21 protein-coding genes are annotated in these 25,085 nt (G+C 41.6%); 14 read left to right on the top strand and 7 right to left on the bottom strand.

From position 1 onward, the window contains the following. Positions 1 to 62 precede the first annotated feature (62 nt). Positions 63 to 290 carry a hypothetical protein gene (locus RMZ95_RS00490; RefSeq protein ID WP_322683126.1) on the bottom strand — a complete coding sequence of 76 codons (228 nt, stop codon included), beginning with the start codon at positions 288 to 290 and terminating at the stop codon, positions 63 to 65. Between the two features lie 201 nt (positions 291 to 491). On the opposite strand from RMZ95_RS00490, the gene RMZ95_RS00485 reads away from it, so the two are divergent. The 4 genes from RMZ95_RS00485 to RMZ95_RS00470 all read left to right on the top strand — a co-directional run bounded on the left by RMZ95_RS00485 (position 492) and on the right by RMZ95_RS00470 (position 5,631). Next, positions 492 to 1,229 carry a phycocyanobilin:ferredoxin oxidoreductase gene (locus RMZ95_RS00485; RefSeq protein ID WP_322673510.1) on the top strand — a complete coding sequence of 246 codons (738 nt, stop codon included), beginning with the start codon at positions 492 to 494 and terminating at the stop codon, positions 1,227 to 1,229. A gap of 863 nt (positions 1,230 to 2,092) precedes the next feature. Continuing rightward, positions 2,093 to 3,517, top strand: a complete 1,425-nt coding sequence (locus RMZ95_RS00480; protein WP_322673509.1) for an HlyD family efflux transporter periplasmic adaptor subunit — start codon at positions 2,093 to 2,095, stop codon at positions 3,515 to 3,517. A gap of 123 nt (positions 3,518 to 3,640) precedes the next feature. After that, the gene (gene devC, locus RMZ95_RS00475; protein ID WP_322683200.1) at positions 3,641 to 4,795 is read left to right on the top strand and encodes an ABC transporter permease DevC; all 1,155 of its coding nucleotides are present in this window, start codon (positions 3,641 to 3,643) and stop codon (positions 4,793 to 4,795) included. Positions 4,796 to 4,923: 128 nt separating this feature from the next. Continuing rightward, positions 4,924 to 5,631, top strand: coding sequence for a DevA family ABC transporter ATP-binding protein (locus tag RMZ95_RS00470; protein WP_322683127.1), 708 nt, complete (start codon positions 4,924 to 4,926; stop codon positions 5,629 to 5,631). A 10-nt stretch (positions 5,632 to 5,641) separates the two neighbouring features. Here RMZ95_RS00470 and RMZ95_RS00465 read toward each other — a convergent pair whose 3' ends face one another. Beyond that, on the bottom strand, positions 5,642 to 5,818 hold the full coding sequence (locus RMZ95_RS00465) for a hypothetical protein (protein ID WP_322673507.1): 177 nt from the start codon (positions 5,816 to 5,818) through the stop codon (positions 5,642 to 5,644). A 3-nt stretch (positions 5,819 to 5,821) separates the two neighbouring features. Then, the gene (locus RMZ95_RS00460; RefSeq protein ID WP_322673506.1) at positions 5,822 to 6,646 is read right to left on the bottom strand and encodes a hypothetical protein; all 825 of its coding nucleotides are present in this window, start codon (positions 6,644 to 6,646) and stop codon (positions 5,822 to 5,824) included. Positions 6,647 to 6,750: 104 nt separating this feature from the next. Between RMZ95_RS00460 and RMZ95_RS00455 the strand changes: the two genes are divergently transcribed. The 8 genes from RMZ95_RS00455 to RMZ95_RS00420 all read left to right on the top strand — a co-directional run bounded on the left by RMZ95_RS00455 (position 6,751) and on the right by RMZ95_RS00420 (position 15,533). Beyond that, entirely contained in the window at positions 6,751 to 7,548 is a 798-nt protein-coding gene (locus RMZ95_RS00455; RefSeq protein WP_322673505.1) for an HAD family hydrolase, read from the top strand. Between the two features lie 50 nt (positions 7,549 to 7,598). Further along, the gene (locus tag RMZ95_RS00450; RefSeq protein ID WP_322683128.1) at positions 7,599 to 8,339 is read left to right on the top strand and encodes a Uma2 family endonuclease; all 741 of its coding nucleotides are present in this window, start codon (positions 7,599 to 7,601) and stop codon (positions 8,337 to 8,339) included. A gap of 360 nt (positions 8,340 to 8,699) precedes the next feature. Further along, a complete protein-coding gene (locus RMZ95_RS00445) occupies positions 8,700 to 8,864 on the top strand; it encodes a hypothetical protein (protein ID WP_194042887.1) in 165 nt (54 codons plus the stop codon). A gap of 218 nt (positions 8,865 to 9,082) precedes the next feature. Further along, positions 9,083 to 9,877 (top strand): 30S ribosomal protein S2, encoded by a 795-nt coding sequence (rpsB, locus tag RMZ95_RS00440; RefSeq protein WP_322683129.1) that lies wholly within the window; start codon positions 9,083 to 9,085, stop codon positions 9,875 to 9,877. Positions 9,878 to 10,116: 239 nt separating this feature from the next. Next, positions 10,117 to 11,061 (top strand): translation elongation factor Ts, encoded by a 945-nt coding sequence (tsf, locus tag RMZ95_RS00435; protein ID WP_322683130.1) that lies wholly within the window; start codon positions 10,117 to 10,119, stop codon positions 11,059 to 11,061. 367 nt (positions 11,062 to 11,428) lie between these two features. Further along, positions 11,429 to 12,289, top strand: coding sequence for a hypothetical protein (locus RMZ95_RS00430; protein ID WP_322683131.1), 861 nt, complete (start codon positions 11,429 to 11,431; stop codon positions 12,287 to 12,289). Positions 12,290 to 12,387: 98 nt separating this feature from the next. Next, the gene (gene recG / locus RMZ95_RS00425) at positions 12,388 to 14,931 is read left to right on the top strand and encodes an ATP-dependent DNA helicase RecG (protein ID WP_322683132.1); all 2,544 of its coding nucleotides are present in this window, start codon (positions 12,388 to 12,390) and stop codon (positions 14,929 to 14,931) included. 227 nt (positions 14,932 to 15,158) lie between these two features. Beyond that, complete coding sequence (locus RMZ95_RS00420; RefSeq protein ID WP_322683133.1) at positions 15,159 to 15,533, top strand: hypothetical protein; 375 nt, start codon at positions 15,159 to 15,161, stop codon at positions 15,531 to 15,533. A 100-nt stretch (positions 15,534 to 15,633) separates the two neighbouring features. On the opposite strand, the gene RMZ95_RS00415 is transcribed toward RMZ95_RS00420, so the two are convergent. Next, positions 15,634 to 16,584, bottom strand: coding sequence for a glycosyltransferase family 2 protein (locus RMZ95_RS00415; RefSeq protein WP_409882117.1), 951 nt, complete (start codon positions 16,582 to 16,584; stop codon positions 15,634 to 15,636). Positions 16,585 to 16,851: 267 nt separating this feature from the next. Between RMZ95_RS00415 and RMZ95_RS00410 the strand changes: the two genes are divergently transcribed. Further along, positions 16,852 to 19,191 carry a PhoX family phosphatase gene (locus RMZ95_RS00410; RefSeq protein WP_322683135.1) on the top strand — a complete coding sequence of 780 codons (2,340 nt, stop codon included), beginning with the start codon at positions 16,852 to 16,854 and terminating at the stop codon, positions 19,189 to 19,191. A 467-nt stretch (positions 19,192 to 19,658) separates the two neighbouring features. On the opposite strand, the gene RMZ95_RS00405 is transcribed toward RMZ95_RS00410, so the two are convergent. Then, positions 19,659 to 19,919, bottom strand: a complete 261-nt coding sequence (locus RMZ95_RS00405; protein ID WP_322672580.1) for a hypothetical protein — start codon at positions 19,917 to 19,919, stop codon at positions 19,659 to 19,661. Between the two features lie 483 nt (positions 19,920 to 20,402). Here RMZ95_RS00405 and RMZ95_RS00400 point away from each other — a divergent pair, with 483 nt between their 5' ends. Then, the gene (locus tag RMZ95_RS00400; protein ID WP_322683136.1) at positions 20,403 to 22,472 is read left to right on the top strand and encodes a tetratricopeptide repeat protein; all 2,070 of its coding nucleotides are present in this window, start codon (positions 20,403 to 20,405) and stop codon (positions 22,470 to 22,472) included. A gap of 25 nt (positions 22,473 to 22,497) precedes the next feature. Here RMZ95_RS00400 and RMZ95_RS00395 read toward each other — a convergent pair whose 3' ends face one another. Next, positions 22,498 to 23,340, bottom strand: coding sequence for a hypothetical protein (locus RMZ95_RS00395; RefSeq protein WP_409882116.1), 843 nt, complete (start codon positions 23,338 to 23,340; stop codon positions 22,498 to 22,500). A gap of 119 nt (positions 23,341 to 23,459) precedes the next feature. Beyond that, positions 23,460 to 25,052 carry a DUF1565 domain-containing protein gene (locus RMZ95_RS00390; protein ID WP_322683138.1) on the bottom strand — a complete coding sequence of 531 codons (1,593 nt, stop codon included), beginning with the start codon at positions 25,050 to 25,052 and terminating at the stop codon, positions 23,460 to 23,462. Positions 25,053 to 25,085: the final 33 nt, after the last annotated feature.

Here is a 25,085-nt window from a genome sequence, read left to right as displayed (position 1 = left end):
CATTTGTCTTTTGCCCAAAGTGAATAACCAATGCCCAGTGCCCAATGCCCAATGACCTATAACTAATAACTAAATTGCCTGATATTGAGTATTGCTTCGCCATGATCTGGAATCCAGGCTAGCCACTCATCTGCTGAAACCGGACACAATAAAAGTGCTTCGTCAAAACTAAAGGGGTTGGGAAGTTGCAAAAGGTTTACCCAAGTAGAAGCTCTTAACTGCTGCAAACCTTCCAGATTCTGTCTTTTTGGTTGCACAGCAAAATCTGGTCTACGAGAATCTAGTTTCATAGCTTTCTATTAGCCTTTACGAATGGGCTAATCCAAAATTAATTCTGTAACCTAGACTACAAAATAAATAATCCTTCTGAAAAGTATCTGTCTTATAAATTTACGTTGGCTGGGTGTAAGTGTTTGCTTATATTGCAGACCACAACAGGTATGGCACGACAGGTTGTAGACTGGCCACTAGATCGCATTCCCAACTAGAATATGTCATTTACTTCTATGCCCTCGCTGCGTGAGCAACAACATCCCCTAATTCGTCAGCTAGCTGATTGTATTGAGGCAGCTTGGCATCAGCACCTGGATTTATCCCCTTACCATTTGCCTAATGAGTTGGGGTATGTGGAAGGTAGACTAGAAGGCGAAAAACTGACGATTGAAAACCGTTGCTATCAAACGCCCCAGTTTCGGAAAATGCACTTGGAACTGGCAAAAATCGGAAATATGCTGGATATTTTGCACTGCGTTATGTTTCCTCGCCCAGAATACAACCTGCCGATGTTTGGTTGCGATTTAGTTGGGGGTAGAGGTCAAATTAGTGCAGCGATCGCAGACCTTTCTCCTATTCAAGCAGAACGCACCTTACCAGAATCTTATACTTCGGCGCTGACACAGCTAACAGTGCTTAACTTTTCCCAACCCCGTGAATTACCAGAATGGGGAAATATTTTTTCTGATTTTTGCATCTTTGTCCGCCCCAGTTCCCCTGAAGAAGAAACAATGTTTCTCTCGCGGGTGCGAGAATTTTTAGACATTCATTGCATCCAAGCGATCGCGTCACATCCTGTTTCAGTTGAACAAGTCACCCAAAATCTTGCCGGACAACACAACTACTGCACTAAACAGCAGCAAAACGATAAAACCCGCCGCGTACTTGAAAAAGCCTTTGGCCCAGCTTGGGCAGAAAATTATATGACCACAGTTTTATTCGACCTGCCAACTTAATCATCTCCTCCATCACCCTCATCTCTCCCATCTGTAGGCTCTGCTACGTTTTCAGCTAATGGATAAATGTAGAATTCATTCAACGAGAGTTTTATGGAGTTCCAAAACAGCAACAAGGAGAATAGTAAGGTCTTTGAAGCGAATATCACAAAATGGTTTGTTGTCTTGGTAGGTGCAAACAACTAGAGACAGCTAACTCATTGACCAGAAAGTTAAGGAAACTCTGATGTGATGTTAGGAATGCTCAAATTGACAGACATTTTTTAGTTAGTTAATCGTTGATTGACTTAAGGAAGACTAACTTTTTTAGCAAGATTGTGTCCAACAAAGGCAACAGTCTATTTTTGATATTTCTTTTCAATTTTGTGACCAACTATAGCCGTAGTAAATGTAGCAGTAAAGTAGCGCATCATACCAATTTAGAATTTTTTATAGAGACCTGATATATCGCGTCTCTATATCTAAATTCATACTGCTTGTGAATTCAGCTAACTTCCATTGCACTCATGTCTCAATAATACTCAGAGTTATTAAATAGTCAGCTACTATAGCGTTTCTGGGTTTCAATACAGACCTAACCCCCAGCCCCTTCCCTACGAGGGAAGGGGAGTAAGTAAGCTTCAAAGCCTCTCTCCTTTTAGGAGAGAGGTTTGGAGAGAGAGCAAAGTGTATTGCATACATAATGAGCGGCTATAGAAAACACCATTTTGTAAAGCCATAGTGTTGAACGTTCATCACACAATGGATTTTTAAGCCATACCCAGCTTGAAACCACTGTTGTTTGTCCTAACAGCTGGCTGTTGATTAAAAACCTTTTTATTTTTACTTCCATCAGCACAATTCAGGTAAATGGGCAACATACTATGTCAAGGGTGACTGAAAAGCCGAAACCAAGTGAACAGACACTAAATCATGAACAACCTAAGATTTGGTGGGGTATCGCTGTAGCCGTGCCAGTAGTAATCGCCGCTGGCATACTAGGTACGGCTAAAATCGAGCAGTTAAGAAAACTAACTACATCCGCACCCGTAATGCCATCTACCAATAGCATTAGTGCTGTAGGGCGTTTGGAACCACGAGGCGAAGTTGTTAAATTGTCCGCCCCATCATCAGGATTAGCGCCATCGTCACGAATTCAGCAACTTCTAGTGAGAGAGGGTGAACGGGTAAAGCAAGGTCAAATTGTGGCAATTTTGGACAACCGCGATACCCAAGTAGCCGGACTACAAGAGGCAAAAGCGAAAGTCCAAGAAGCCAGTGCGAATTTAGCGCAAGTCAGGGCTGGCTCTCCAAGAGATATTCAAGCTCAAAGAGCAGTTATTGCTCGCCTACAAGCGCAGTTAATTGGGGAAAGGAATGCAGGGCAAGCAACGATCGCGCGGATTGCAGCTCAGTTAAGTGGTGATAAACTTGTCCAACAAGCAACCGTGAATCGCCTAGAAGCTGAACTTAGTGGGCAAAGAGATGCTCTAAGAGCAACGCTTGCACGTATTCAAGCCGAACAGCGCAATGCTCAAGTCGATGCCGGACGCTATGATTATTTATACAAAGAAGGTGCTATTTCTCAGCAAGAGCGGGACAGAAGACGCTTGAGTGCAGTAACTTCTAATCAACAGGTGGCTGAAAGCCAAGCTACCCTAAAGCAGACATTGGCAACTTTGCGACAGCAACTTGCCGAAGCCAGAGCTACCCAAATACAAAATTTAGCAACTTTGCAACAGCAGTTAATCGAAGCCAGAGTTAATCGTGATAAAACTTTAGCAACTTTGCAAAGACAAATCGATGAAGAAAAGGCCAAACTAAGCAGAATTTTAGATGTTAGTCCTACCGATGTGCAAGTAGCGCAAGCCCAAGTTAGCAATGCGATCGCAAATGTCAGAAAAGCCGAAGCAGAACTGAGGTTAAGCTACGTTCAAGCACCAATCGCTGGAGAAATTTTAAAGGTTTACGCCAAATCAGGCGAAGCGATCGGCGCAAATGGCATTGCTGAACTTGGCCAAACTAACCAAATGTTTGTAATTGCTGAAGTCGCTGAAGACAGCATTGGTAAAGTGCGTCTTGGTCAAAATGCTACTATCACCAGTGATAACGGCGCATTTAACGGTGAATTAAAAGGAACTGTCACTGAAATTGGCAGAAAAATTGGTAAAAAAGATGTACTGAATACAGATCCAGCCGCAGATGTGGATGCCAGAGTAGTAGAAGTTAAAATTGCTCTGTCTCCAGAAGATAGCCAAAAAGTTTCTGGTTTAACTTACGCCAAAGTTCTTGTGGATATTAATAACTAATTAAGTTATAGGTGAGCAGCAATACCAATGTACAACTTGATATTTTGGATTGAAAATGCTCTTAATTACGAATTACGAATTACGAATTACGAATTATCTGAACTCTGCTTGGATGCCTATAAAATGAATCAAAAAATACCTCTGTCATGGCTACAACTGACAAGGGAAAAAACTCGCCTAGCTGTGGCATTAGCAGGAATTGCTTTTGCCGATATTTTAATGTTTATGCAACTCGGCTTTCGAGATGCTCTGTATTATAGTAACGTTAGATTCCATAACAGTTTGCAAGGCGATATTGTTTTAATTAATAGTCAATCTAACGCTATATTGGCGATGAGAAGCTTTTCTCAGCGACGGTTATATAAAGCTTTAGAATTACCCGCAGTTCAATCTGTACATCCGATCTATTTGGACTTTACAATCTGGAAAAATCCTGTAACCGGGCGTCCTCGGAGTATCCTAATTTTTGGAATGAACCCAGAAACTAACCTAGTTAATTTACCTGGAGTTCAGGAAAATTTAGATAAACTTAAACTACCTGATGTAGTTCTCTTTGACCGTTCTTCTAGGGTAGAGTATGGGCCGATCGCTGCTAATTATGACCAAGGAAAGCCTGTAACGGCAGAAGTACGAAGGCGGCGAATTAAAGTAGAAGGACTATTTACGTTAGGTGCATCATTTGGTGCAGATGGTAATTTAATTACAAGCGATCTCAACTTTCTGCGAATATTCAGCAATCGCCAAAAAGGATTAATTGATATTGGGCTAATTAGATTAAAACCGGGAGCCGACGCTAATGTTGTTGCCCAAGAATTACGAAAGTATTTACCTAATGAAGTAAATGTTTTAACTAAACAAGAATTTATTGATTTTGAGCGGAGTTACTGGGCGAATAGTACAGCTATTGGCTTTATTTTCACATTAGGGACTGTCATGGGTTTCATTGTGGGAACTGTGATTGTTTATCAAATTCTTTATACAGAAGTTGCAGACCACTTAGCTGAGTATGCTACTCTCAAGGCGATAGGTTACACACAAAACTATTTATTGACAGTCATTCTTCAAGAAGCCTTATTATTAGCAGTTTTAGGCTATTTACCTGGAATAGTTTTTGCCTTATTTATGTATAGCAGCGCCAGAAATGCAACACTTTTACCAGTTTTTATGAGTTTTGAACGAGCGGTAATGGTATTAATTTTGACTATGCTAATGTGCATTATTTCTGGTGCGATCGCAGTTAGAAAATTACGCTCTGCCGATCCAGCAGATATCTTTTAATTAATACAATGTTAATTAAAAAATATGAATAATAATTTTGGCTTATGATAAAAAACAAGCAAATTTAATTTTTGAAAGTCACTACAGTTAAAGTTTGGAACTACTAATTTATAAATAACAAAAATATCATGGAAAAAGAACCTGTAATCGCCATTAAAAATCTCAATCACTTCTATGGCAAAGGCGCACTGAGAAAACAGATATTATTTGACATCAACCTAGACATTTATCCAGGTGAGATTGTGATTATGACCGGGCCATCAGGTTCAGGTAAAACAACATTACTGAGCTTAATTGGTGGTTTACGGTCTGTACAAGAAGGAAGTTTAAAATTTTTAGGTGAAGAACTTATTGGCGTTAGTCAAAACAAATTAGTGCAGATGCGACGCAACATTGGTTATATTTTCCAAGCTCACAATTTGCTAGGATTCTTGACAGCCAAGCAAAATGTGCAAATGGCAGTGGAATTGAACGATAATATTTCTCAAACAGAAGCAGTGGCTAAATCAAAAGCTATGCTGGCATCTGTCGGTCTAGAAGAACGAGTTGATTACTACCCAGACAATCTTTCTGGTGGACAAAAACAAAGAATTGCGATCGCCCGCGCCTTGGTGAATCGTCCCCCCTTGGTTCTAGCAGACGAACCAACAGCAGCATTAGACAAACAATCAGGACGCGATGTCGTGGAAATAATGCAGAGTCTAGCCAAAAATCAGGGAACTACAATCTTGTTAGTTACGCACGACAACCGCATTTTAGACATAGCCGATCGCATCGTCGAAATGGAAGATGGTCTTTTAACCCGTAATTCCCCCAATACAGTTATTCAGTCATGATTTTTAGTCATTAGTCATTTGTCCTTTGTCCTTTGTGAATGACCAATACAACTTTTGGAGAGGCTACGCCAGCGACTACGCGGTAGTTGAATCTCGACTTCGCTCGATTACCGCGCAGTTGAAACTCTGTACAAGTGACCAATAACCAATAACCAATGACCAATGACCAATGACCAATGACAACCATAATTTATTGTCTAGCCGAGCCTGATTTTTTAATTCCAGATGACTTTGGTGGAGTTGGAGTATTTGGTTGGCGAGTAGTACGGAAAGTTACATTCACCCCTTCATTCGATTGTTCTAGCACTAGTAGAGGCGTAGGTTTAGCCTTTTGATCCCAATGCATGGTAGCAATCCGACCTTGAATTATTGGTTGCCAACTATCTTCGTCTTCTATCGGGCTTAGGTAAGTTTCTATACAATCAATAATTTGACTAATAGTCGCAGAAGTTGCTTGCGTCGGTAACTTCATTAACTTGATTTGAATCCGAAACAGCACCCGTTTAGCAGAATTCCCCGGACTACCAGTCTCATACTCGACATCAAAAATTTCATCTACTTGCCGTCCAGCACTATTAGCAATTCCAACCGATCCTTGTTGGGCTTGACTTGGACGCAGGGCTTGAGAAATTTTTTCTTTGATCTGAATCTTTATTTGATTAAGAATTGCAAAATGAAACACCTCCTCTGACATCCGCATTCGCAGATAATCCAGGTTAAAATCCCGTGAGTTCACCAAATCGGGATTAGTTTCCATTTTGCGAATTGTTTCCAGCGCCAGCTTAAACTTTTTCTCTAGTTCTCGCGCGCGGAATTGTTCAAACTTAAGTTTTTTCTCCAGCCTATCCTTCTGGAGTTTAATATACACAATCAAAGCAATCACCACTAAAGCCAGTCCTCCAGAAGTTACCAACAATAATGGTGGTATTTGAGGATTACTTGCTGGTACTTCCTGGGATGCCTTTTTAGTAGCCTTTTTCCCAGAGGATTGGGCAAGAAACATTGAAGTGGACATGGTGGGAAACTGAAAAACTTGACTCCTGATGTTTAGGATGCCCAAATCTTCAAGGTCATCTTGCTGTATGATTAATATTTTTTACAGCATTTTACAAACCGTATATGTCCAGACATTTGAGCCTCGCTCCCCTATCTGAGGTTTCATCTACAAGCTTGAGCAAGATTCGTCTGATAGCCACAGATATGGATGGCACCCTGACTAGACGAGGAAAATTTACTCCCGTACTGCTACAAGCTTTAGAGGATTTAGCCGCAGCTGACATTCAAGTGCTAATTGTCACCGGACGTTCTGCTGGGTGGGTAAGTGGATTGAGTAGTTTGATGCCAGTGGCAGGTGCGATGGCAGAAAATGGCGGTTTGTACTTTCCACCTGGAAATCAGAAACCAATAGTCTTAACACCCATTCCTGATTTAGCTCAACATCGCCAGCACTTGGCTATGACTTTTGAGAATTTACAAACTAAATTTCCCCAAATCCAAGAATCTGCTGATAATCGCTTTCGCATCACCGACTGGACTTTTGATGTAGCTGGTTTGTGTGAAGATGAACTACAAACCCTAGATAATCTCTGTCAACAAATGGGCTGGGGATTTACCTATAGCAACGTGCAGTGTCACATTAAACCCCAAGGACAAGATAAAGCTGTGGGATTGTTGCAAGTATTGCGCGAATATTTGCCCCAGTATTCATCAGAACAAATTGTCACTGTCGGCGATAGTCCTAATGATGAAAGTTTATTCGATCGACGTTATTTTCCTGTTTCTGTAGGCGTGGCAAACGTGTTGGAATATGCAGATAAATTGCAACATCAGCCGGCTTATATGACCGCAGCTGCCGAAGGGGAAGGATTTTGTGAGTTATCTAGTTATATTTTGAAAAGCTTGCACATCTCAACTTAGAGAGAAGTAGAGTTGTTCTACAATAATCTTGTAGCACTGATTTTACAACCATGACGGCTACTTTACCTGCTAGTGTCGAATCAGAAATCTTCTACCCCAGTGCTGATGGTCAACCAGTGGCAGAAACTTACGACCACCTTTATGCCTTACTAACTACCTTAGAAGTCCTGAAACAGTATTTGGCAAATCGTCAGGCAACAGTATTAGGAAATCAATTCCTTTACTATGCACAGGGCTTTCCTAAGTTGCGGGTAGCCCCAGATGTGATGGTCATTTTTGATGTTGCACCCGGTGGTCGAGACAACTATAAAATTTGGGAAGAGGGTCAAGTACCCAGAGTTATTTTTGAAATGACATCCTTTGGTACTAAAGGACAAGACGAAATCTTCAAAAAGACCCTCTATGAGCAGTTGGGTGTCAAGGAATACTGGCTATTTGATCCTAAAGGCGAGTGGGTGGAACAACAGCTACGTGGCTATCGTCTGCGGGGAGAAATCTACGAACCTATAGAGGATGGACGCAGTGAACCATTACAACTGCGTTTGGTGATTGAGGGAAGGCTAATTGGGTTTTATCGAGAAGATACTGGGGAAAAATTACTCATCCCTAATGAACTGGCAGAGGCTTTGGGGCAGGAAGTTTTAGCAAGGCAGCAGGCAGAAGAACTGGTAGAACAGGAACGCCAACGAGCAGAACAAGAACGCCAACGAGCAGAACAAGCAGAATTGCAGATAGAACAGTTAAAGGCAAGGTTGCGATCGCTCAATATAGACCCCGATACTATTCAGTAATATACAGGGTGTAATTCTAGAAGTTGCTGTAGCTACAGGACTTGTTACAAACAAGTAGACAATTTGTTACCTGTGTCTTTGCCACATTTATTACCTGAGACAGAATACAATAGATGAATCTCTAGCGCGTTTCTCTCTAGTAAGTCTCAACAATACTGATTTTATTGAGAAGACTGTTTTATACAGTCATTCCCAAGCAAAACTGAATCAAAGGATAAATAAACCGCCAGCCCTCTAAGCACCCAGAGACGCTAAGAGATTAACAGATACTTCAAGCACAGGTTAGCGTTTTATTTCCTACTTCCACTAGAAAGTCCAAGATCAATAAGAATTTACCTTTAAATACTGAGGTATAAAATTATGCAAGAAATTGAAAGATTCTTTGGCAACTTGTTCAGTGGCATAATCAACCGCTTTAAATATTCTGCGATGGACGCTGCCGATCGCAAAATGAGAGAAACTATCGACGACCAGATTGAACAACGGCGGCAAAAACCTAAACCCGAAGATCGAGAAGACCGCTAGTAGACCTTTAAAACAGCAAGATTTTCATTAATAGTGCTGCCCAATTGTTGAGTAGGCAGCACTATTTTTTTGACCTCACTCGGTCAAGCAACTACAACTCTTCGGAATATGTTAACCTAGTATGGTTAACTAATCTCGCACATCTAAGAATTCGGGTGTTTCCCGATTGGGAAATACACTTGGATGGAGGTTTAACCCGAATCGGAGTTGAAAATTATATGCCAGTAGTTTCATTGGCTCAAATGATGGAGTCAGGGGTTCACTTTGGGCATCAGACCCGGCGTTGGAACCCAAAAATGTCTCCTTACATTTATACTTCCCGCAATGGCGTGCATATTATCGACTTGGTGCAAACTGCCCAGTTGATGGATAATGCTTACAACTACATGCGATCGCACGCAGAACAAGGGAAGAAATTTCTTTTTGTCGGCACCAAGCGTCAAGCAGCTGGAATTATTGCCCAAGAAGCTAGCCGTTGTGGTTCTCACTACATTAACCAACGCTGGTTGGGCGGAATGTTGACCAACTGGGCAACCATCAAGACACGGGTTGACCGTCTAAAAGATTTAGAACGCCGTGAAGAAACTGGCGCACTAGATTTATTGCCGAAAAAAGAAGCATCAATGCTACGTCGGGAAATGACGAAGCTTCAGAAATACTTGGGCGGCATTAAAACAATGCGAAAAGTGCCCGATATCGTGGTAATCGTAGACCAACGCCGGGAATATAACGCAGTTCAAGAATGCCAAAAGCTGAATATTCCCATTGTGTCCATGTTGGATACAAACTGTGACCCCGATGTAGTAGATATCCCCATCCCAGCAAACGACGATGCTATCAGGTCAATTAAGCTGATAGTCGGAAAATTGGCAGATGCCATTTATGAAGGTCGTCATGGTCAGCTGGATGTTGAGGATGATTACGAAGATTACGACGGTAGTGAGTATGACGATGACTACGAAGAAAACGAATATACTGATGCCGTAATTCCCGACGAGGAAACAGAAGAATAGTGCTGAGTCAAGAGTGCTAAGTCCTGAGTAAGATAGAAAGACTCAGCAAATTGAATAGTGCTGAGTCTTGATTTTTGAAGTTGTAAAGTTGTGATTTGTCAATGAAGAATAAAATTGATAACTGAACACTCAAAACTCAGCACGGGCTAAACGCCGAGCTAACGCTAACAAAACTCAGTACTCAGTACTAAATCAGGTGAGTGATTACAACTCAAGGTCAAGTTAGGAATTGAGAGAACATGGCGGAAATATCTGCAAAACTCGTCCAAGAGCTACGCCAAAAAACTGGTGCTGGCATGATGGACTGCAAAAAGGCGCTGATAGAGACTGATGGCAATATAGAAGAAGCCATAGACTGGCTACGGAAAAAGGGCATCTCTAAAGCGGGGGGAAAAAGCGATCGCATTGCGGCGGAAGGTCTAGTAGACACTTACATTCAGCCCGAAGGTCGAGTGGGTGTACTCATAGAAGTCAACTGCCAAACCGACTTTGTTGCTCGTAACGAGGCTTTTAAAGCTTTAGTTAAGAATCTAGCAAAGCAAGCAGCGACAGCTGATAGTGTTGAGTCTTTGCTGGCTCAACCCTATATTGAAAATGAAAGTGCGACTGTAGAAGAATCCATCAAGCAAACTATTGCCACCCTTGGTGAAAATATCCAAGTGCGCCGCTTTGTTAATTTTGCAATAGCAGAAGGCACACAAGGCGTAGTAGACAGCTACATTCACACTGGCGGTCGAGTTGGTGTATTAGTAGAACTGGGTTCCCAAACTGAATCAGTGGCTACTAATTCAGAGTTCCAAACCTTGGCACGGAACACTGCAATGCAAGTTGCAGCTTGTCCCAATGTCGAGTATGTGAGCGTAGACCAAATCCCCGCCGAAATTGCCCAAAAGGAAAAAGACATTGAAATGGGCAAGGATGATTTGGCGAACAAGCCTGAAAACATCAAAGAAAAGATTGTTCAGGGACGGATTGAAAAACGCCTGAAAGAATTGACTTTGCTCGATCAGCCTTACATTCGCGATCAGAGTATTTCCGTAGAAGACTTGATAAAACAAGTCAAGACTCAATTAGGTGAAGAGATTCAAGTGAATCGCTTTGTCCGTTATATACTGGGCGAAGGCATTGAAAAGCAAGAAATCAGCTTTGCTGATGAAGTCGCTGCACAAATGGGCACTAAGTAATATTAGTTAGGAGTTAGGAGTTAGGAGTTAATAGGAAGTTAACTTCATAATTCATAACTTATAATTCTTAATTCCTAACTGCTTAAAGTACAGGTCAAGCAAATAGCCTGACCTGTCTTTTATTTAGTAAGAGACTTACAAATAAAAAAATATCCTAACTCCTGTGGGGTGGGCGACACGATAGCCCAGTCGATATGGCGGGCAAGATGCCCACCCCACAATATTGGATAATTTATTTCTTGGAGTTCCCTAAAAGACAGAAAATATCGCATTTAATTTAAAATATAAAATCCTCTGGAAAGTTATCCTAAAATAAATTTGTACATTTGTACTATGTAATGGTTCAGATGGGCAAGAGCGAAAAAATATGGCAAGAGCAATCGAGCGAATTGAGCAGGATATTGCAGCACTCCAAGAAGCGATCCGGGCGATCGCGATCGAACTACAAAGCGCTTATGCTAGTTATCTAAATACCTTGGGGCTAGCTGTACGCAAACAGTTGATTCTCGCAAGTTACCACCTCTGCACTCAAGGATATCCCGAAAACTTTTTGCATTTGTCATTGAATCAGCGCCAACAATTGCAACAAGCCATACGCAAGTTGGGTGAACTCGCAGCTGAACAATTGCTCATTTATCTTACAAGTGAAGAATCAGGGAAAGATGAGGTAGATGAGATGGATGAGGGAGATGAAATGGATGAGGTGGATGAAGAAATAATACCTTCTTCATCTTCACTATTTCTGGATACTTCTAATTCTCAGTATCTCACTGCCAACACCTCCGATCCTATAGAACTGGCAAAATGGCAACAAAAATTAGAAGAGGTTGCGCAAGATATACTGAAAAAACTTTCGCACGATGCTAATCTTTTGTTACAAAAAGCTGGAGTATTGCCGAAAAAATTACCAGAACCGATTTTAGCAGCAGCGGCGGCAGCATCAGAAGCATCTGCTGAGGTCATGCCAGGGCCACCCAATTTATTAAACTTAGTAATTGAAATTGAAAATGAGCAACAGTCAGAAGATTCTGGACTGACTCAAATTATGGCTATTAACCTGCGGCTAGGAGAAATTGAATTTGCTGATGTGACACTTTCCTCCGATCGCAAGCGAATCCGTAGTATTTTAGTTCAGCTAAATAAACTAGGACGAGAGTATAAAAAGAGATATAAAGAAAAAGCGATCGCTGAAGCTGAAGCTGCATGGCGCGCTAGTTGGTTTGAATAAAGTTATGAGTTATGAATTATGAGTTATGAGTTATTTATTCTTAACTCCTAACTCCTAACTCCTCACTCCTAACTCCTCACTCCTAACTCTGCTGACCAATGACTAATGAAAAACCAGATTGGATACGATTGCACAAAGCCTTGGCAATAGAAGCTGAACGTGGCTTTACAGACTTGATGGGCAGAGAATATCGTTTCAGTGAATTTCTGAGCCTAACTTTGGGCAAATTCCCAACAGGCTTACCCCATACTGAACGCCGCCGTTGGCAAGGATTAGCGGTGCAATTTGCTAGTTATCCACATTTAGCACTGGAAGAAAGGCAGCATTTAGTAGCAGAGACTCGTAGGTATCTTTCCCAACTACAGCAAGAGGAGCAGCGGAAGGACGGGGAGCATACTTCGACTGCGCTCAGTAACCAGGGGAGCGGGGGAGCAGAGGAGCAAGGGAGAATTTATAAATCCAAAACTCAAAATCGTTCGACTGAGCGTAGCCGAAGTCCAAAATCTCCAATCGTTACTGAGGTGAGTCGGAGACTTGCACCAAAAGTTGAACAAAAACTCAGTGATTTACCAGAAATAGGTTTTAAAAAAGCTGATAATTTGGCACGGCTTGGTTTACATACCGTCCGCGACTTGCTTTTCTACTATCCTCGTGACCATATTGATTATGCCCGTCAGGTAAATATCCGCGAGTTACAGGCAGGTGAGACGGTGACAATAGTGGCTACAGTGAAGCGTTGCAACTGCTTTTCTAGCCCTAAAAATCAGAAATTATCAATTTTAGAACTGGTAGTAAAAGATAATAGCGGTCAAATCAAAATTGGTCGTTTTTACGCAGGTACGCGCTTTAGCAGTCGCGCTTGGCAAGAAAGTTTAAAACGCCGTTATCCAGTAGGTAGCATTCTGGCAGCCTGTGGATTGGTGAAAGAAAGTAAATACGGCTTGACACTAGATAATCCAGAACTAGAGGTTTTGGCAAGTCCAGGAGATACGATTGAGTCGTTGAATATTGGACGGGTAGTACCAATTTATGGACTGACTGAGGGCGTAGTGGCGAATACAGTGCGACAGGCGGTAATTGCTGCTTTGCCTGCTGCGGCTAACCTAAAAGACCCTTTGCCAAGTGGTTTGCGGCAGAAATATGGTTTGATGGAATTGAAAGATGCGATCGCTAATATCCATTTTCCCAGCGATAGCGCCGCCCTACAAGTTGCCCGTCGTCGCCTAGTTTTTGACGAATTTTTCTACCTACAACTTGGGTTACTGCAACGTCAGCAGCAAGCAAGGGCGATTCAAACCAGCGCCATCCTTGTTCCACGGGGTCAACTTGTAGAGAAATTTCACGAAATACTGCCTTTTCAACTCACTGGCGCACAGCAACGAGTTCTCAACGACATTCTCAACGATTTACAAAAACCTGTGCCAATGAATCGTTTGGTGCAAGGTGATGTCGGTTCTGGTAAAACAGTCGTCGCTGTGCTGGCTATCCTTGCAGCAATTCAATCTGGCTACCAAGCGGCGCTGATGGCTCCCACAGAAGTTTTGGCAGAACAACATTATCGCAAGTTAGTTAGCTGGTTTAATCTACTGCATTTACCAGTGGAATTACTTACAGGTTCGACTAAAGTTGCGAAACGAAGACAAATACATTCTCAGTTAGGAACTGGTGAATTACCTCTGTTAGTAGGAACTCATGCTTTGATTCAAGACCCTGTAAACTTTCAGCAATTAGGGTTAGTAGTGATCGATGAACAGCATCGTTTTGGGGTAGAACAACGGGCACGTTTGCAGCAAAAAGGCAATCAACCTCATGTGTTAACTATGACAGCAACCCCAATTCCCCGAACCTTAGCACTGACGATACACGGGGATTTGGATGTCAGCCAAATTGATGAGTTACCACCGGGACGACAAAAGATTCAGACAACAGTGCTATCGGGTCAGCAACGCAACCATGCTTACGACCTGATCCGCCGAGAAATTGTCCAAGGTAGACAAGTTTATGTGGTTTTGCCATTAGTGGAAGAATCAGAAAAATTGGATTTGCGATCGGCTGTTGACGAGCATCAAAAGCTACAGGAAAGTGTTTTTCCCGACTTTCAAGTGGGGCTGCTGCACGGTCGTATGAGTTCAGCCGAAAAGGATGAATCAATAACCAAATTCCGCGATAACCAAACGCAAATTTTGGTTTCTACTACCGTTGTTGAGGTTGGTGTAGACGTACCTAATGCTACAGTAATGCTCATTGAAAATGCAGAGCGATTTGGACTATCACAACTGCACCAACTGCGGGGGCGCGTTGGTCGTGGCGCGGCTCAGTCTTACTGTCTGTTGATGAGCAGTTCCAGAAGCCCTGATGCTCAACAACGGTTGAAGGTATTGGAACAATCTCAGGATGGCTTTTTCATCTCCGAGATGGATATGCGTTTTCGTGGCCCAGGGCAAGTACTGGGAACTCGTCAATCTGGAGTGCCAGATTTTACTTTAGCGAGTTTGGTTGATGATGAGGAAGTTTTACTTTTAGCGCGCCAAGCAGCGGAAAAAATAATAGAGATGGATGTTACTTTAGAGCGTTGGTATTTGATGAAAGAAGAGTTGAAGTATCGATATGAGCGTTTAATGGGTGGAGCGATTTTAACGTAATATATCTCAGTTAGTTTAAGAGAGAAACTGACTATGCATTCCTACCTTTTAAAAGTAATTTATTCCTTTAACTTGGCATACTTTTACTTTTCTTAGATTTCACTTATCTGACCCAAGGCATGAAGGATGCAGTTTATAGTCCAATAGCCTAAACATGGGTTGAAGATGACATCAGCAGAACACATTAGTAAAATATAAAATAATTATCTTTTAAGAATAATTGAGGAATGTCCAATACAATAGTAAGATTAATTCTATCGACAGTAACAATAGCAGCACTGATAGGAGCGATATTTTTTGCGATCGCCACAGTGCGTTTGAAAAATTTTAAGTACAGTTTATTAACATTTTTGCGCTCATTTATTGTTGCCTTACTTGGTTCTAGTGCTGGTTTTTTTCTTGGTTGGCTGTGGTATAAATGGACGCTTAAAACTGACCCAAGTTTCTCAAATCCTAACCTGAGCGGTCTAAGTCAGGGAATAATGGCAGGATATTTAATTACTGTTTGGTTATTTTGTGTTCAAACTGGAACCATTCTAGGTGGGATTTGGGGCGGAGTCCGTAGGTTAAAGTATTATCAAACACGTAGCAAACGTACCTGAGCGTCTGCGCTTTTACCCTATGTCGTCTTCCCCCCATTACACGACATCCTGCATCTTGACACGGTTGATTACATGGTGGTACTTACCAAAGGTGTTTAAATCACGATGCTTGCTGTATTTCGGCATAGGCTTGATAAACACCCTTCACGTTATACCAGTTGAGGAAAATTCGGGCAATTTCTAAAGCTAATTGAGGTTTACCTAAGTTAATTAGCCATTGCAATAACGGAGCCATTGTCCGTTCATTTAATGTGCCATTAAGTGACAAAATCCCCCAAAGTAAGCGATGCAGCCAAGTCATTTGAATCATCATTCGCACTTCCCATGTGGGATGCTTTTGATAAAACAAAACTCCCATCCGTCCGCGTTGAATTTCTTGGTCAATCAATCGGGGAATTTGCTCTAAGTTAAATGCTGGATGCCAGTGATATCCTACGGCTTCTGGACATTTAATTAGTGTCAAACCTAGTTTTTTTAGCCGCACGCCTAATTCTAAATCTTCCCAGCCATAGAGTTGAAAACTGGTGTCAAAAAGTCCGGCTTTATCTAACCAATGTTTGGGGATTGCTACATTTCCCGTAGCAAAAAAAGCTGCTGAAAAATCTGTGACTTTGTATGGTTCAGCCGTTGGGTTGTGGAAATTGCAAGTATTAATAACTGCACCGTAAGTAAAAAAGCGATCGCTCCCCAATTTCTCTTGACCCTGCATTAGTGCGTCAGCATGAGCTTGCAGGAAATTCTTCAGCACTACTAAATCACTGTCAATAAAGATAATTGTGTCTCCCAACGCCTCTTTTACTCCCAAATTCCGAGCCGCAGCTGGGCCAGCATGATCTTGCTCAAACCAGCGCACATGAGGAAACTCTTCTTTGTGTGCTGCTAACCACTCCAATGTGCCATCAGTAGAACCATCATCCACCAAGACAATTTCGTAATCAGTAACCGTTGGCTGACTTAACTCCTGCAACTCCAAGGCGCGGAGGCACTTTTCTAAAATCGGTTGGCGATTATAAGTCGGTATCACAATGCTGAAAAACACAGTCTCACCCACAACACTATTGATTTATCCATCTCCAGGATAGGACAGATGGGGCGCTGACACTGTTCCTTACTTGATTTGAGCTAAGGAAATAGTCAGAGGTGATAATTTTTAGTTAATTAACTTATAACCTAAGCTTAATTATTATCAACTAAAGTGAATAATCAAATAACCATCCTTTTATTATTAATAGTTTGTTAATTATTTCAATTACCACAAATTTTCACAAATTAGAGCTTATTTTTACTAAATTTTTAGCTCGCACCAGAGGAAAGTTGAATGTCTAAATTAAGTCGGAGAGAACTTTTAATATTTCTTGCTGGCAGTGCTGGTGCTGCTATTTTGGGAGACAAACTTCTAAATAGTTTTGCTAGTGGCGCAGATGCAAAAACGCCCAGTATCAGCTTTACACCTGTACGCTTACCACATCCCCTACCAATTTATCAACAACAGAAAAATTTCTTGCCAACAGGAATTGATCGGGGAGAAGTAGTTAATGCATCTGCGGATATTAAGTTAGGTAACTATAACGTTATTGATGATGTGATAGTGCCGCCAGAGTACGAACGTTATGTAATTGTCAGTTGGGGCGATCGCGTCTTTCCCAACAAAGATGATTATTTCGGTTGCAACAACGATTTCACTGGATTTATTCCCCTTGGTAAAACTAATGATGTCGGGTATTTATGGGTGAATCATGAATACGTTAGTTTTCCATTTTCTAGTTTATTAGTAGAAGATTCATCCGATCTGAAAGGACTGCCTGACGCATTTGAAAACGTCATTGGTTGGGCTTTCCCCTCCAGCAGAAATATTGAAGTCGAAGGTGAATTTTTATATAATCAAGGCGGCTCAATCGTTCGTATCTCTCGCCAGAATAACAATAAACGTTTTGCTGTAGTCAAAGATGCCAAAAATCGCCGAATTCATGGTCTTTCTGGGTTGGGAATCAATAGCCAACGCAATGATGACTACAAAAGTATTACAGCTTGGGGAAGTCGCAACCACCAAAAAGGTGACAAAAATTATTTAATCGGAACTGGCCTAGCTGCAAGCCAAGTTTTTAATCTCTCCTCTGATGAATTGGGCAACAAAATTATAGGTACTGCTTTTAACTGTTCTGGCGGTAAAACTCCTTGGGGAACAATTTTATCTGCGGAAGAGAACTTCCAAAATAGCGTTACAGAAGGAGTCAAAGCTAATGGTACTCAGACAGATTATACAGAGAAAACTATCGGCAAGACTTTTGGATTAGTTGGCGAAAAATACGGCTGGATTGTCGAAATTGACCCCAAAAATCCGAAATTTCGTCCCCGCAAACACACTTCGTTGGGTCGTTTTCGCCATGAAAATGTTGCTTTGCGTGTTGAAAAAGGCAAAAAATTAATTGCTTACTTGGGTGATGACAGACGGGGGGGACACACTTGGAAATTTGTCAGCGCAAACACTATTTCTTCACCCACCAGTAAAACGAACAGTAGCTTATGGGAAAAGGGAACTTTGTATGTTGCTCGTTACAATCCAGACGGTACAGGTAAATGGATACCGTTACTTTTAACTACCGCTACCAATCCAATTACGCCGACAGTTCTATCTTCTGTAGAATTTGCTGCATTGCAGAAAGTACAAAAAGAAGGTCTTTTACCACTACCGAGACGCAATGGGGTTGCAGGTGAAATCAAAGATGGTGGTACATTTAAATGCGATCGCACTAACGAAGCAAAAGCATTACCTGATTATCAAAATAAGAAACTCTCTGACTTCTACTCTAGCCAAGGTGCTGTTCTGAGTGATGCCTTTTTAGCTGCAAACTTAGTTGGGGGAACTCCCACAGCGCGTCCCGAAGATATAGAAGTGCATCCAACCACCAAAGAAGTATTCATTGCCTATACTGATGGTGCGCCGGGAAGCGATGGTTATCCTGATTCGCGGATTTTTCAAGTTGCTAAGTTAAGTACAGATGCCAAGGCGACGCAGCAATCAGGAGGACTGTACAAGATTATTGAAGATAGCGCTGATGCTACAGGTTTAACCTTCCGGTGGCAGAGATTTGCCCAAGGCGGCGAAGCCGGGTCAGTTAATGGTGCTGGTTTTGCCAACGTTGATAATCTAGTTTTTGACAATCAAGGAAATGTTTGGGGTGTCACGGATATGTCTACCGGCACTCACAACGGTTTTGATGTAGGTGCTGAAGGTAAGCAAACCAAAATCGATCATACAGTTAGTGGTAATGTTTCTGATTTTACCGGAGTATTCGGTAATAACTGGCTGTTTTATATCCCGACCAGTGGTGCAAATGCCGGACAGGTAATACCATTTGCTCACGGGCCAGTGCGTTGTGAGATGACCGGGCCAACTTTTGTCGGAAATACACTGATTATTTCAGTACAACATCCTGGTGAAGATTGTCCAATTAACGATGGCACAATGCTGAGTCGCAGCATTGAATTATTAGATTTGAATGGTAGTACATTTAATCAAACTCGAAGTTTACCTCGTGGCAGTAGTTGGCCGAGTAATATCTCAAAAAATGATGGTGGTAAGGAGGAAGCTACAGGTATTCCCCGACCATCTGTAATTGGTATCCGCCCGAAAAATTCTCGCAGTAAGTTTATTTAATAAGACAGCATTCTGAATTAAGTTTTGAACGAAAAAGCTAGACGTCGCATCTCTAAAAGATGCAACGTCATGTATATAAAATTTGTGTAAGCTTATTTCAGTATTTACAGTAAGTTATATTTTTAGTTGGGGTGTAGGCGTAGCCCTCATACATAGCAATCCTATCTAAGAGGTTGTTTAAAAGTGGTATGTTGTGATTTTAATCGAATTATTACCCCCCTTATAAATGCGGGAAACAAAAAAATCCGGTTCCCTCACGCCACTTGCTTCAAGTCGGCAGAGCCGCCCAACGCAGTGGCTCCCCTTTATAAGGGGAGGGTTAGGGTGGGGTAAAAATATTTAATACATCAATCATGACTCTTCAAATATCCTCTAAGCTGTGAAAATCAACAAACCACTTTTTTTGCGAAATGCCAAGAAAAGAAAAAGAAGATTTCACATCTAATTTAGGATTGCTATAGTTGCGATCAGGCATGGAGATTTGCTTGTTCCTGCAACCACGGATCTACAGGTTGTCCATCTTTGCGGCGTAATTCAATTTCCACAACCATCACTTCTTTGGAACCAGGAGGTGCAGGTTTTTTATGGAAAATAATGTCATAATCTTCTGGATTGTGTTTACGTTCTTTCAACCATTCCTGTACCTTGGTTGTGGCAAATAATGATTGCCCTTGCTCAAACATTCGGGTAATCTGCAATTGTAGTGTGTAAGGATTTATGCGACCCATTTTCTACCGCCTTTGTTAAGTTAATTTGAGGACAAGTAATCTGCTTACCGGAGATAATCTAATGTTAATGCGAAGTAACCACATCTGACACTTACCATATAGGTATAACTTACAGTTTCAACACCTTGTTATCTGTAAGAACAAAGTCCGAACCTTCTTTGGTGGATGATCTAAGAAAGCGTCTATCATTTTGCAATTTGTCTTCCACTAGTTGATAAATTACTATTTGTACTGCTTGATTTTCACCATCTTTAGCAGCAGTTACAACTTAATAATGTTATAATAGTACCTCAAAAAAATTGTCACAAACTTAACTGCACTCTACTACTAAAGTTGTACGTACACTAAGGACGAGGAAACGGATTAGTGAAGGATTGCTCAGAATTTTACACTGCCTTTACAACATTTAACTACTTAATTCTGTTATAGATTGGAAAGAGGCACGCCGCTTCAAAAACTGACCAACAGACGCAGATAGTTGTTATGCAGAGCAAAAATCAAGCTGTTTTCGCTTTAATTGTAAAAAGTACGATTGTATTTTTACCCTTATTGTTATTCGTTGGAATCGCCAGTGGACAATCTGCACCATCACCCAACCCAGCACTAACTCCGACTCCGGTGTTATCGAATTCAGAACGGGAAGAGTTAGCACGACTACGAGCAGAAAAACGAATTCAACAGCAAGTCCAGTCTGATTTTAAAAGCACTTTTAACCGCACAACTATTTTACTCGATGTTTGGCTAGTTATACTAAGTCTCTTTCCAGTCGCAGTCATTGCTTTGTTATGGCTGTTGCGACGGGTGATAATCCGGGAAATTGTTGATAGGGCGATGCAACAAGTCCAGGGAATGGAAAAATTACAAAATCAGCTAACCACCGTTAAACAAGAAGCTGAAAATGTTATTCAAGAAGCAAAAAAAATAAATTATGAATTAGAACAGGAAACGACTGCTCTACAACAAAAAATTAAGAATGAACAAGAAAATGTATCTATTCAGATATCCGATCTAAATTTAGCTAAAGCGCAGGTATTAAGTAGATTAGAAGCGGAACTAAAAAAATCTCAAGAAAATATAAAAAATTTAGAGTCTAAATTTGCTTCGGGGTTATCTAAATTAGAGTTTGATGCTCAACAACAAAAAGATATAGCACTGGAGAATTTAAGAAAATTAGCATCTACGATCGCAGAAGAACTGTCTAAGTTAAAGTTAGGTGTGCATCAACAGCAAGAACTAGCCGTTACTGATTTAGAAATATCAAAGTCGGAGTTCACATCTCAACTTTCTGGATGGCAGTCTGATGCTCAACAGCAAAAAGATATAATTTTTGAAAGCTTAACACAATTACAGTCAGAGTTTGTAGAAAAGTTATCCGAATTACAGGTAGATGCTCAAAAGCAAAAAGAGATTGCCTTTGACAGTTTAACTATATTTGAGCGGGAACTTAAATCTCAATTATCGGAATTACAGGTAGATGCTCAAGAACAAAAAAATAAAATTATTACAAATTTAGAAGTATTGCAGTCAGAATTTAAATTTCAATTATCGGAATTACATGTAGATGCTCAAAAATCCAAAGAGCTACTCATTGAGAATTTAGAAAAATCTGGTTCTGAGTTTAGTTCGCAATTCTCAGAATTACAATGGAATGCCCAACAACAAAAAATTCTCATTTTAGAGAAGTTAGAAAGATTAGAAACTGAATTTGACTCTCAACTCTCTGAGTTACAATTAGATGCCGAAGAAAGAAAGGATCTGATTCTTCAAGAACTATCTGAAATTACGCCGGAATCCATTCTAGAGGTGGTAAATTCTGAAGTTGAAGAAGAAATACAGGAACAGCCGCAACAACCAGAATTCACTGCTGATGAGTATGTAAAACAGGGAGACGATCTGTTTTCTCAAAGACGCTATGAAGATGCGATCGCAGCTTACAACCAAGCAGTTAAAATCCAACCTGATGAACCTGTGAGTTGGTTAAAACGTGGTCTAACTCTGGGAAGATTAAAACGCTACCAAGATGCGATCGCATCTTACGATCGAGCGATTGCGATTCAGCCAGATTATCATCAAGCTTGGTGCGATCGCGGCGTTGCTTTTGGTAACTTCCAACAGCATCAGCAAGCCTTTGCCTCATTTGATAAAGCTACACAAATTAAACCCGATGATGCCATTGCTTGGTTAAATCGCGGTCTTTCTCTAGTAGCATTAGAACAATACGAAGAGGCAATAATCTCCTTTGAGAAAGCGCTGGAATTCCAACCCAATTCTCCCAAAATCTGGGATAAACATGGTTATACATTGGTAAGATTAGGACGCGATGATGAAGCGATCGCTAGTTTTAACAAAGCCTTAGAAATTAAGCCAGATTATGCCAGTGCTTATTACAACAAAGCAGCCTGTTACGCACTGCAAAGACAAATTGACCGATCTCTGTTAACTTTACAACAAGCGATTGAACTTAATCCCAGGTATAAAGAAGACGCAGCAAGTGACCTCGATTTTGATGATATTGCCGACGATGAACGCTTTAAGTTGTTAGTTGCAGAATAGAATGTCAATTGTCAATTGTCATTTGTCATTTGTCATTAGTTATTCTCTCCCTGCTCCCGTGCTCTCTGCTCCCGTGCTCCTCTGCTCCCCTGCTCCCGTGCTCCTCTGCTCCCCTGCTCTCCACACCTGGGTTATGTTCGCTAGACATGGCTTTGAGTTTAGATGTAAAAGAATCAGAGCGATCGCTTGTTTCGGGAGTAAATTGCCCGATTGGGGCATGAATAGGAGCAGGCGGGAGCAGTTTTGGCTGTCGTTGATGATGGTTTGGTGACGGGAAAGGCACTGGACTTTCTTGTGAAGTTTGCCTCTGGCTGACAGCAGATAATCGCTCAAGGGTTGCCGAAGAGGTAAATTTCCCAGAAAGCGGAGACTTCAAGACAGTTTTATTGTCTCTATCTTCCTGCTTTCCTTCTTCTTCACTCAAAGATGTCTTTGGTTGATAACTTTTCAGTTGGAGAATTGCAGTATTGCTGTGTTGATAGCCGTTGCGAATCTTAGCTGGTGGTAATTGAGGACTTGTCACTTGCTCTACAGTGGGTTTTCTCTTGGCTGGCGGTAAAGCTGGCGCAGCCGATGACGTTAAGTTTTGAGGAAACTTGCTACAAATCATCCGTTCAAATTCCATGTTGAAATGATATGTAGCCTGATCCCGGCGCTGCCAAAATACTAAAATTTGCTGCACAGAAACCGCTTTATAACGACCTTGATATAGTGCCTCAATCACTGCCAAGTGTAGCCAATTAAGGGGGTATTGCGTTTGCCAACGCTCAACTAGCTCATTGGCACTATACCCACCGAGATCGAAACTATAGTTAATTAATAAAGCGATCGCCAAGTTGGCAGAGGTGTCTGGAAGTGTTGTTAACATGAGGCTATTAGCTTTAGGCAATAGGTCTAAGATTTGTCACCCACCGCATATTAGCCTAGCGTGCTTTTAACTACATGGTTTATTTTTCCAAGAGTTGCCGAGCCGATAGGCAGTGTTCCTTATTCTACTTGCCAACCTCTAGAATGCAACCCCACATAGACTGATTTAATCGCAGATGTTCGCCCAATCGCGACTAATGCCTGATAAACCATCGCTGCAACTTCAGCGCGTGTTGCAAAACGTAAAGGTGCAAGTACTTTCGGATCTGGATAGTTGACAACTATTCCCCGTTGTGTAGCACTAGCAACGGCTGTCCGGGCGTAGTCGGGAATGGTATGACGATCGCTATATACTTCTACAACACCGCTATCAATAGCTGGTAATCCCAGTCCGTTTACTAAGGAGACAATCACCTGTAGCCGTTGCACACCTCGATCGGGGCGGAAAGTGCGATCGCTAAATCCGCCAACAAAGCCACCGCTAGCCGCGATTTGGATAGCGCTATAAGCCCAAAAATCCTTGGGTACATCCGTAAAATCAGGTGCGGGGATTTTGGGAAATGGGTTAAAAGCGATTGCCACCATTGCTGCATACTGGGCGCGAGTCATGGGTTTATCTGGCTGATAGCTACCATCGGCAAAAGCATGAGTTAAATCCATCCTTGCTAATGCCTGAATAAATGGTTCTGCCCAATGTCCGTTTAGTTCGGGAGAGGCGGGGAAGGGGGGAGGGGGAGACAAGGGGACAAGGGGACAAAGGGGCAAGGGGAGTTTTTGAGGTGGGGATTCTGTCGAGGTATCAGAGAAACTGGTGTTAACCGTTACTCGATTGGTTGGGAGTAATTCTACCATGCCCTTAACTAGAGAAGGATTTAATTGATTACCTACGGAAACTAGCTTTTGTGTAGTGGCATTATATAAATCAAATTCATTATGATCGCGAAAAATATTATCACCTGGATCTTCGTTATTACCTAAATCTGGGACTGCATTGCCATTGACTAATAAACCACCTTGGGTATTTTTAGTAATCAGATTTTGACGCAGCACAGGTTGGGCATTACGAGAAAGTGCGATCGCTGTGCGATTTTCTGATAACTTGTTATTGGCGATCGTTGGAACGGCAAAGTCACTAATTGCTATACCTAAAGGGTTTCTTTGAAATACATTCTGTTGTACTTCTCCCTGGCTATGACCTGCCATTACTAACCCGCTAGCAGTATTTTGTACAAATATGTTATCTAAAATTGCGGGTTTGGCAGTACCAGTAGTAAACACACCTTCCCGCCCACAGTTGCTCAAAGTATTGTTACTTAAAGTAGGTGCAGCCGATTCAATCCAGATACCAGTACCTTTAACTGAGGGATTGGTGACAGTTACACCTAAAAGACTGGCATTATCTACCAAGAGCAGCGTAATATTTTGTATACCAAAACTGGGACTTTGATACTCACCACTCCCGGAAATTACAATCCCTACACCTTTGTTAGCTTCATTACCTACCACTGTCACTCCTCCAGGTATGATTAGTGGAAACACCTCACCACTAGCGGCGTTGTAAGTCCCCGACTCCAGATAAATTATCGTCGGGATTTTGGTTACTTTTAAAGCACGGGTGAGGCTTTTAAATGGACTCAACCGTGAACCAGTATTGCTATCATTCCCTGTCATAGGGTTGACATAGAGTGTGACGACGAGGGTAGAGTTCACCATTGATAGTTGAGAGTCAATTGTTTTAATTATGAC

The sequence above is a fragment of the Nostoc sp. DedQUE07 genome, assembly GCF_034530975.2.
GTDB lineage: Bacteria > Cyanobacteriota > Cyanobacteriia > Cyanobacteriales > Nostocaceae > Nostoc.
This window is presented reverse-complemented; position numbering and strand designations above follow the sequence as displayed.

Coding starts and splice junctions, on each gene's coding strand:
- RMZ95_RS00490 (WP_322683126.1), bottom strand. CDS start 290: ATGAAACTAGATTCTCGTAGACCAGATTTTGCTGTGCAACCAAAAAGA.
- RMZ95_RS00485 (WP_322673510.1), top strand. CDS start 492: ATGTCATTTACTTCTATGCCCTCGCTGCGTGAGCAACAACATCCCCTA.
- RMZ95_RS00480 (WP_322673509.1), top strand. CDS start 2,093: ATGTCAAGGGTGACTGAAAAGCCGAAACCAAGTGAACAGACACTAAAT.
- devC (WP_322683200.1), top strand. CDS start 3,641: ATGAATCAAAAAATACCTCTGTCATGGCTACAACTGACAAGGGAAAAA.
- RMZ95_RS00470 (WP_322683127.1), top strand. CDS start 4,924: ATGGAAAAAGAACCTGTAATCGCCATTAAAAATCTCAATCACTTCTAT.
- RMZ95_RS00465 (WP_322673507.1), bottom strand. CDS start 5,818: ATGGTTGTCATTGGTCATTGGTCATTGGTCATTGGTTATTGGTTATTG.
- RMZ95_RS00460 (WP_322673506.1), bottom strand. CDS start 6,646: ATGTCCACTTCAATGTTTCTTGCCCAATCCTCTGGGAAAAAGGCTACT.
- RMZ95_RS00455 (WP_322673505.1), top strand. CDS start 6,751: ATGTCCAGACATTTGAGCCTCGCTCCCCTATCTGAGGTTTCATCTACA.
- RMZ95_RS00450 (WP_322683128.1), top strand. CDS start 7,599: ATGACGGCTACTTTACCTGCTAGTGTCGAATCAGAAATCTTCTACCCC.
- RMZ95_RS00445 (WP_194042887.1), top strand. CDS start 8,700: ATGCAAGAAATTGAAAGATTCTTTGGCAACTTGTTCAGTGGCATAATC.
- rpsB (WP_322683129.1), top strand. CDS start 9,083: ATGCCAGTAGTTTCATTGGCTCAAATGATGGAGTCAGGGGTTCACTTT.
- tsf (WP_322683130.1), top strand. CDS start 10,117: ATGGCGGAAATATCTGCAAAACTCGTCCAAGAGCTACGCCAAAAAACT.
- RMZ95_RS00430 (WP_322683131.1), top strand. CDS start 11,429: ATGGCAAGAGCAATCGAGCGAATTGAGCAGGATATTGCAGCACTCCAA.
- recG (WP_322683132.1), top strand. CDS start 12,388: ATGACTAATGAAAAACCAGATTGGATACGATTGCACAAAGCCTTGGCA.
- RMZ95_RS00420 (WP_322683133.1), top strand. CDS start 15,159: ATGTCCAATACAATAGTAAGATTAATTCTATCGACAGTAACAATAGCA.
- RMZ95_RS00410 (WP_322683135.1), top strand. CDS start 16,852: ATGTCTAAATTAAGTCGGAGAGAACTTTTAATATTTCTTGCTGGCAGT.
- RMZ95_RS00405 (WP_322672580.1), bottom strand. CDS start 19,919: ATGGGTCGCATAAATCCTTACACACTACAATTGCAGATTACCCGAATG.
- RMZ95_RS00400 (WP_322683136.1), top strand. CDS start 20,403: ATGCAGAGCAAAAATCAAGCTGTTTTCGCTTTAATTGTAAAAAGTACG.
- RMZ95_RS00395 (WP_409882116.1), bottom strand. CDS start 23,340: ATGTTAACAACACTTCCAGACACCTCTGCCAACTTGGCGATCGCTTTA.
- RMZ95_RS00390 (WP_322683138.1), bottom strand. CDS start 25,052: ATGGTGAACTCTACCCTCGTCGTCACACTCTATGTCAACCCTATGACA.